Below are 7,279 nucleotides of genomic sequence, written 5' to 3'. Positions count from 1 at the left end.
AGTCAGCACGACAACCCTTTATGCCTGATGACCATAGCGAGGTGGTCCCACTCCTTCCCATCCCGAACAGGACAGTGAAACGCCTCAGCGCCGATGATAGTGCGGGTTCCCGTGTGAAAGTAGGTCATCGTCAGGCTCTTACAGCCCAAATCGCCCAGCCCCTCAAAAGGCTGGGCGCTTTGCTTTGTGCGCCGCTCCCTTCAGCTATTGCGAATATGCGATCCGTCGCAGCTCGCGGCGCCAGCCTGCATGTCTGGGTTGATGCAGACCCCTCCATTGGCAAGGGGGAACGGGGCGTTGACTCACGGCGGGCATGGTGTTTGCGAGAATCCCGACCGAGCAGGTCGTCAGGACTCACAGTCCGCGGGTCCGATCCGCAGGCCGCCGCAACCGTTGCCGGTGCGATTCGCATGCGTCACGGCGTCCCGCCTTCATCCTTTCCCATTCCCCGGAGATCTTCCATGTTGTCAGTCTGGTCCCGCCGCGCCCGTTGGAGCGCGCTTCCCGCCGTTCTCGTCCTCGCGGCGGCGTGTACGTCGGTGTCCCCGGCGCGCGTCGCCGAACCGGTCAAGGTCAAGGTCTTCGTCGCCGCCATGTTCGAAATTGGCCAGAACACCGGCGACCGCGCCGGCGAGTTCCAGCATTGGTACGAGCGCTACTGGAAGGGTGCCACGCCGCTCACGGTTCCTGGCGCGCTGCAGCCGGTGTACTGCAACGCGGATGGCGTCTGTGGCGCGGTGCTCGGCATGGGCAAGGTCAACTCTTCGTCGTCGATGCAGGCGATCCTGACCAGTCCGAAGTTCGACTTCTCGAAGGCCTACTACGTGATCTCGGGCGTCGCCGGGACGCCGCCCTCACGCGGCACGATCGGCGAGGTCAATTGGGCCACCTGGCTGGTGGACTACGACCTCGGCCACCGCTGGGCGCCCGAGGAGAACAAGGCCGGCGAGTCGACCTTCATGCCGCGCAAGGGCTACGAGGAGTACCGCCGTTTCAAGCTCAACCCGGAACTGGTCGCCTGGGCGATGAAGCTCTCGGCCGACACGCCGCTCAAGGATTCCGATTCCGCCAAGGCCTACCGCCTGCGCTATCCGCAGGCCGCGGCGCGCCGTGCGCCCTTCGTCGGCACCGGCACCCACATGACCGGCGACACCTTCTTCCATGGCCCGGGCATGTCGCACCAGGCGCAGTACATCGCGAAGCTGTACGGCGCTGACGACTATGTGATCACCGAGATGGAGGCCGCCGCGATCACGCTGGTGATCAAGCGCCAGCACGGCACCGACCGCGTGATGAGCCTGCGCGGCGCGGTCAATTTCGACCAGGGCCATCCGCGCGAGACGACGCTGCAGCACCTGGATCCGGCGCCCGGCGAAACCGCGGGCGGCTTTGCCGAGACGGTCGAGAACATCGAGCTCGTCGGCAGCCGCGTGGTCGATCACATCGTCGTCAACTGGCCGCAGTGGCAGGGCGGCGTGCCGGCGTTCACGCCGCGTTGACCGAGGGCCAGGGCCTGTTCACCCTATTTCCGGGGATCGCGTTGCCGGGTGAAGGGGCTGGATGCAAGGCGCCTGTGCGCAGCGAGGCTTTCGCCTTGCAAGCGCGGGCAACGCCGCAGACGGCCCCTTCGCCCAGCAACCCGAAGGGAAGGCCTGCCAGGACGAGCCACTCGGCGTTGCACGCCTTGCATGTGCCAACGCACATGCCGCGTCGCGCGCCTTGATTGGCCCGTCCTGGCAGGCCTTCGCGACCCCGGAAATAGGGTGAACAGGCCTTAGAACAGCGAGTCGGTCCGGCCCGCCGCCTCGTCGGCAGGCCCTCCGCCGCGGCGGCCCGACGCCGCTGGGCGGGCCGTCGGCTCAGCCGCGACTTCCCCGGCCCGCGCCAGGGTGCCCACGCGAACGCCGAGCAGGCGCAGCGGACGTTCCAGCGGCACCCGCTTGAGGCATTGGCCCGCAACCCGCCGGATCGCCTTCGGGTCGGCCGTGAAGCCTTCGATGGTCTGGTCGCGGGTCGCGATCTTGAAGTCTCCGTAGCGCAGCTTGATGCCGATGGTCTTGCCGACATAGCCCTTGCGCTGCAGGTCCTCGGCCAGTTTCTCGCACAGGTGGGTGAAGATGGCGCCGAGCTCGGCGCGGTCGCGCACCGCGTGCAAGTCGCGGTCGAAGGTGGTCTCGCGGCTCATCGAAACCGGTTCGCTCTCGGTGACCACCGGCCGATCGTCGCGGCCCCAGGCGACCTCGTGCATCCAGGCGCCGGTGGACTTGCCGAAATGGGCGACCAGCCAGTCGCGGTCCTTCGCCGCGAGCTCGCCGATGGTGCGGATCCCGTGGCCCTGCAGCTTCTCGTCGGCCTTGGGCCCGATACCGTTGACCTTGCGGCAGGGCAGGGGCCAGATGCGGGTTTGCAGGTCGCTTTCGAACACGATCGAGATCCCGTTGGGCTTGTCGAATTCGCTGGCCATCTTGGCCAGCAGCTTGTTGGGCGCGACGCCGATCGAGCAGGTCAGGCCAGTGGCCCCGAGGATCGATTTCTGGATCAGCCGCGCCAGCACGCGTCCGCCTTCACGCTGGCCGCCCGGCACGTCGGTGAAATCGATGTAGACCTCGTCGACTCCGCGGTCCTCCATCAGCGGCGCGATCTCGGTGATGACCTGCTTGAAGCGGCGCGAATATTTCCGGTACTCGTCGAAGTCCACCGGCAGGATCAGCGCCTGCGGACACAGCTTGGCGGCCTTCATGAGTCCCATCGCGGAGCCGATGCCGAACTGCCGCGCCGCATAGGTGGCGGTGGTGATCACGCCGCGGCCGGCATAGTCCTTCAGTAGCGGAAAGGCCGCCACAGGAATGTCGGCCAGCGTGCCGCCTTCGGGCAGGTTGCGCAGCGCTTCGTCGACCTTGCGCCGGCCGCCGCCGATCACCATCGGCAGGCCCTTGAGCTGCGGGTAGCGCAGCAGTTCGACAGAGGCGTAGAAGGCGTCCATGTCGAGGTGGGCGATGCGTCGGATCGGTGCGGGCGTCACGCTTGCCATTGTCGCCGTTGCCGCTCCCTGCACCGGCCGCCATGTTCGATGCCGTGGCGCGCCTCGCGGCGGGACCTGGCGCAGCACTGCCGCGCCCGCTGTTCGCCGGGCATGCGGCATGCGGCGCGTGCCATGGCTCCGTGAGGCGCCGCCGGTGGTGCTTGCGCTGCGCGGCATGGCGGTGCCATCATCCAGCCCATGCAGACGCTCGCAACCATCCTCTGGCGGCGGCTCGACCAGCCGGGGCACGATGTCTGCCGGCTCGAACGCCAGGGCGACAATTGGCAGATCGACGGCGGCGCGGCCTTTCGCCATGAGGACGGAAGGGTCGCCCAGCTGCACTATCGCCTGCGCTGCGATCGCGCCTGGCACACCCAGTGGGGCACGGTGCGCGGCTGGCTCGGCGGCGAGAGCATCGACGTCTCGATCGTGCACGACGTCCATGGCGGCTGGAAGCTCAACGACGCGCCGGTACCGGAGCTCGGCCATTGCGTCGACCTCGACCTGGGCTTCACGCCGGCGACCAACCTGCTGCAGCTCCGGCGGCTGCACCTGGACATCGGAGAGGCGGCCGATGCGCCGGTTGCCTGGCTCGACCTGGACGGCGGTGGACTCAGCGAGCTGCGACAGCGCTATGAAAGGCGCAGCGACGCCGGCTACTGGTACGCCGCCCCGCGCTTCGACTACGAGGCGATGCTGGAAGTCACGCCCGACGGCTTCGTGCGCCGCTACCCGACGCTCTGGGAAGCCGAGGACTGACTCGGCGAATTCAGCGGTCGTGGTGCAGGTAGCTGGCCTGCCGCGGCAGCCGCCAGGCGACCGCGAAGGCCAGCACCATCATGCCGGTCACGTACCAGAAGAAGGCGCTCTCGTGGCCGAGCGACTTGAGGCCCAGCGCGACGGCGCTTGCCGTCCCCGCGGCGGACGCGGTGGAGCTCATCGAGAAGTGCCTTTTCGAGTGTGTTTATGGCACCCCCGATGATCCCTCGGCGCGGCCGCCGGCGCTGTCGGCCCCAGCCGCGTGTCGCCTGCGAGGCCTCCGGGGATCCGCTCAGAAGGTGCCGGGCAGCAGGATGCTGGAGTCGACCTGGTCGATCTGCGTGCGGCCGCAGAAGGCCATCGTGAGGTCGAGTTCGCGCTGGATGATCTGCAGCGCGCGGGTCACGCCGGCCTGGCCGTAGGCACCCAGGCCGTAGAGGAAGCTGCGGCCGATCAGCGTGCCGTGCGCGCCCAGCGCGCGCGCCTTGAGCACGTCCTGGCCGCTGCGGATGCCGCCGTCCATCCAGACTTCGATCTCGGTGCCCACCGCCTCGGCGATCGCGGGCAGTGCCGCGATCGAGGAGGGGGCACCGTCGAGCTGGCGGCCGCCGTGGTTCGAGACGATCAGCGCATCGGCGCCGCTGGCCGCTGCCAGGCGCGCATCCTCGACGTCCATGATCCCCTTGAGGATCAGCTTGCCGCCCCAGAGCTTCTTGATCCACTCGACATCGGCCCAGCTCAGCGTCGGGTCGAACTGCTCGGCGGTCCATGACGAGAGCGAGGACAGGTCCTTGACGCCCTTGGCATGGCCCGCGATGTTGCCGAAGGTGCGGCGCTTGGTGCCCAGCATGCCCATGCACCAGCGCGGCTTGGTCGCCAGGTTGATGAGGTTCTTGAGTGTCGGCTTGGGCGGCGCCGTGAGGCCGTTCTTGATGTCCTTGTGGCGCTGGCCGAGGATCTGCAGGTCGAGCGTGAGTTGCAGCGCGCTCACGTTGGCGGCGCGGGCGCGCTCGATCAGGCGCTCGATGAAGTCGCGGTCGCGCATCACGTAGAGCTGGAACCAGAACGGATGGCGGTCGGTCTTCTCGGCGATGTCCTCGAGCGAGCAGATGCTCATGGTCGAGAGCGTGAAAGGGATGCCGAAGTCCTTGGCGGCGCGCGCCGCCAGGATCTCGCCGTCGGCATGCTGCATGCCGGTCAGTCCGGTCGGGGCGATGGCCACCGGCATCGCGACTTCCTGGCCGATCATGGTGGTGCGGGTCGAGCGGCCTTCCATGTTGACAGCCACGCGCTGGCGCAGCTTGATCTTCTGGAAATCGCTTTCGTTGGCGCGGTAGGTGCTCTCGGTCCAGGCGCCGGAGTCGGCGTAGTCGTAGAACATGCGCGGCACGCGGCTCTTGGCGATGACTCGCAGGTCTTCGATGGTCGTGATCTTGGACAGGTCTGGCACGAGAAAGGGCTCCTGGGTTCTGTGGCTGCGCAATGCCTATTATCTTCGGGACGGCGCGCGCTCCTGTCATCGGCGCACCAAGGCGGCACGGCTGTTGCTTGCATCTGGTGCATGGAAACGCCCGTCCTGCCCGTCCCGGCCAGCCATCCCCTTTGGCAGCACCAGCTCGGCCTGCTGCTCGAATCGACCGGCGAAGGCATCTTCGGCATCGATCTCGACGGCCACTGCATGTTCATCAACCGGGCCGGCGCGCAGATGCTGGGCCACGAGCGCGCCGCGGTGCTGGGGCGCAACATGCACGATCTCACGCACCACTCGCATCCGGACGGTTCGCACTACGCCGACACCGATTGCCCGATCTTCAACGCCTTCCGGCGCGGCCTGGCCTGCCGCATCGACACCGAGGTGTTCTGGCGCCGCGACGGCAGCGCCTTCGCCGTGGAGTACTCCAGCCATCCGATCATGGACGGCGGGCAGGTGCGCGGCGCGGTCATCACCTTCGTCGACATCACCGAGCGCCGCCGCTCGGCGCTGGCGCTGCAGCAGGCCAAGGACGAGCTCGGGCTGCGCGTGGAGGAACGCACGCGCGCGCTCAGCGATGCCCTGGCGCAGCTGCGCGAGCTCTCTGCCTGGCTGGACAAGGTGCGCGAGGACGAGCGCACCCGCATCGCGCGCGAGGTGCACGACGAACTCGGCAGCCTGCTGGTGGCGCTCAAGATGGATGTCGACTGGATCGGCAAGCGCCTCGGCGAGCAGCAGGAGCGTGCGCCCGATGACGCCCAGCAGATGCGCATGCTGATGCGCAGCAAGTGCCGCAACATGAGCGGGCTGATCGAGCGCGCGGTCGACAACGTCGGGCGCATCATCACCGACCTGCGGCCCAGCATCCTCGACCACCAGGGGCTGTGGGCCGCACTCGAATGGCAGGCCCACGAGTTCGTGCAGTCGGCCGAGCTGGCGCTCGACTGGCAGATGGCGGTGGCGCCCGGCATCGAGCTGCCCGAGGCGGCGGCGATCGCGGTGTTCAGGATCTACCAGGAGATGCTGAGCAACGTCGGCCGGCACGCCCGGGCGACGCGGCTCGAGATCCGGATCGAGGCCGTGGCCGGCAGGCTGCGCATCCGCGTGCGCGATGACGGCGTCGGCGCGCCGGCCCACGCCTTCGAGGCCGCGACCGCCTACGGCGTGCTTGGCATGCGCGAGCGGGCGCTGCACTTCGGCGGGCAGATCGAGATCCACAGCGCGCTGGGCGTGGGCAGCGTGTTCAGCCTGGAGTTGCCTTTGCCATGAGCGATGAAAAGGACATCCGGGTGCTGATCGGCGACGACCATCGCATCGTGCGCGAGGGACTCAAGCAGGTGCTGGGCGATCTCTCGAACGGCCGGCCCGAGATGGTGGTGGTCGGCGAGGCCCAGAGCGGTCCCGAGGTGCTCGACGGCGTGGCGGCGCTCGGCGGCCCGGAGGGACTCGACGTGGTGCTGCTCGACATCGCGCTGCCGGGCCGGGACGGGCTGGACGTGCTGCAGGCCCTGCGCAGGCAGTGGCCGGCGCTGCCGGTGCTGATGCTCAGCACCTATCCCGAGAAGCAGTACGCGGTGCGCTGCATCAAGCTGGGCGCGGCCGGCTACCTGCACAAGAGCGCCGATCCGGACGACATGGTCGGCGCGGTGCGCAAGGTGGCGGCTGGCGGCAGGTATGTGTCGCCGGCCACGGCGGAGGCGCTCGCGGCGGCTGTCGGCAGCGCGGCGGGGCAGGGCGCCGACGCGCTCTCGCACCGCGAGCACCAGGTCTTCAGGCTGCTCACGGCCGGGCAGACCGTGAGCGAAATCGGTGCACGGCTCGGCCTGGCGCCCAACACGGTCAGCACCTATCGCGCGCGCATCCTCGAGAAGACGGGAACCAAGAACGACGTCGAGTTGGCGCTGTATGCCGAGCGCCACGCCAAGGCGTCTCCGGCGGCCTGAAAGTCGCCCGGCATCGACCGTCTTGTAGGGCTGCCCTTACACGGCATCGACCGGGCTCCCGCGATCTTGCGCGCAGCGGCCTGC

6 protein-coding genes, 1 rRNA gene and 1 pseudogene are annotated in these 7,279 nt (G+C 68.5%); 5 read left to right on the top strand and 3 right to left on the bottom strand.

Features of this window, described 5'->3' with window-relative positions; all coding sequences use genetic code 11:
• The first annotated feature begins 23 nt into the window (after positions 1 to 23).
• Together rrf and AC1DYD_RS32745 are read left to right on the top strand one after the other, a co-directional pair.
• Positions 24 to 136, top strand: a 5S ribosomal RNA gene (gene rrf / locus AC1DYD_RS32750).
• A 325-nt stretch (positions 137 to 461) separates the two neighbouring features.
• The gene (locus tag AC1DYD_RS32745; protein ID WP_478176909.1) at positions 462 to 1,499 is read left to right on the top strand and encodes a purine-nucleoside phosphorylase; all 1,038 of its coding nucleotides are present in this window, start codon (positions 462 to 464) and stop codon (positions 1,497 to 1,499) included.
• Between the two features lie 275 nt (positions 1,500 to 1,774).
• On the opposite strand, the gene AC1DYD_RS32740 is transcribed toward AC1DYD_RS32745, so the two are convergent.
• Positions 1,775 to 3,031 (bottom strand): Y-family DNA polymerase, encoded by a 1,257-nt coding sequence (locus AC1DYD_RS32740; protein WP_478176908.1) that lies wholly within the window; start codon positions 3,029 to 3,031, stop codon positions 1,775 to 1,777.
• Between the two features lie 189 nt (positions 3,032 to 3,220).
• Here AC1DYD_RS32740 and AC1DYD_RS32735 point away from each other — a divergent pair, with 189 nt between their 5' ends.
• On the top strand, positions 3,221 to 3,781 hold the full coding sequence (locus AC1DYD_RS32735; protein WP_478176907.1) for a putative glycolipid-binding domain-containing protein: 561 nt from the start codon (positions 3,221 to 3,223) through the stop codon (positions 3,779 to 3,781).
• 10 nt (positions 3,782 to 3,791) lie between these two features.
• Here AC1DYD_RS32735 and AC1DYD_RS32730 read toward each other — a convergent pair.
• Positions 3,792 to 3,932, bottom strand: a pseudogene (locus tag AC1DYD_RS32730) (alpha-ketoglutarate permease); the annotation flags it as partial.
• Between the two features lie 141 nt (positions 3,933 to 4,073).
• Positions 4,074 to 5,231, bottom strand: coding sequence for an alpha-hydroxy acid oxidase (locus AC1DYD_RS32725; protein ID WP_478176906.1), 1,158 nt, complete (start codon positions 5,229 to 5,231; stop codon positions 4,074 to 4,076).
• A gap of 111 nt (positions 5,232 to 5,342) precedes the next feature.
• Between AC1DYD_RS32725 and AC1DYD_RS32720 the strand changes: the two genes are divergently transcribed.
• Positions 5,343 to 6,521: a sensor histidine kinase gene (locus AC1DYD_RS32720; RefSeq protein ID WP_478176905.1), complete on the top strand. Its 1,179-nt coding sequence runs from the start codon at positions 5,343 to 5,345 to the stop codon at positions 6,519 to 6,521.
• Positions 6,518 to 7,195 (top strand): response regulator, encoded by a 678-nt coding sequence (locus tag AC1DYD_RS32715; RefSeq protein WP_478176904.1) that lies wholly within the window; start codon positions 6,518 to 6,520, stop codon positions 7,193 to 7,195. Before AC1DYD_RS32720 ends, AC1DYD_RS32715 begins: the two co-directional genes overlap by 4 nt.
• Positions 7,196 to 7,279 lie beyond the last annotated feature (84 nt).

The sequence above is a fragment of the Variovorax sp. P4_B11 genome (assembly GCF_056402355.1).
The sequence above is the reverse complement of the archived record's forward strand: the minus strand, read 5'-3'. Positions and strand labels throughout refer to the sequence as shown.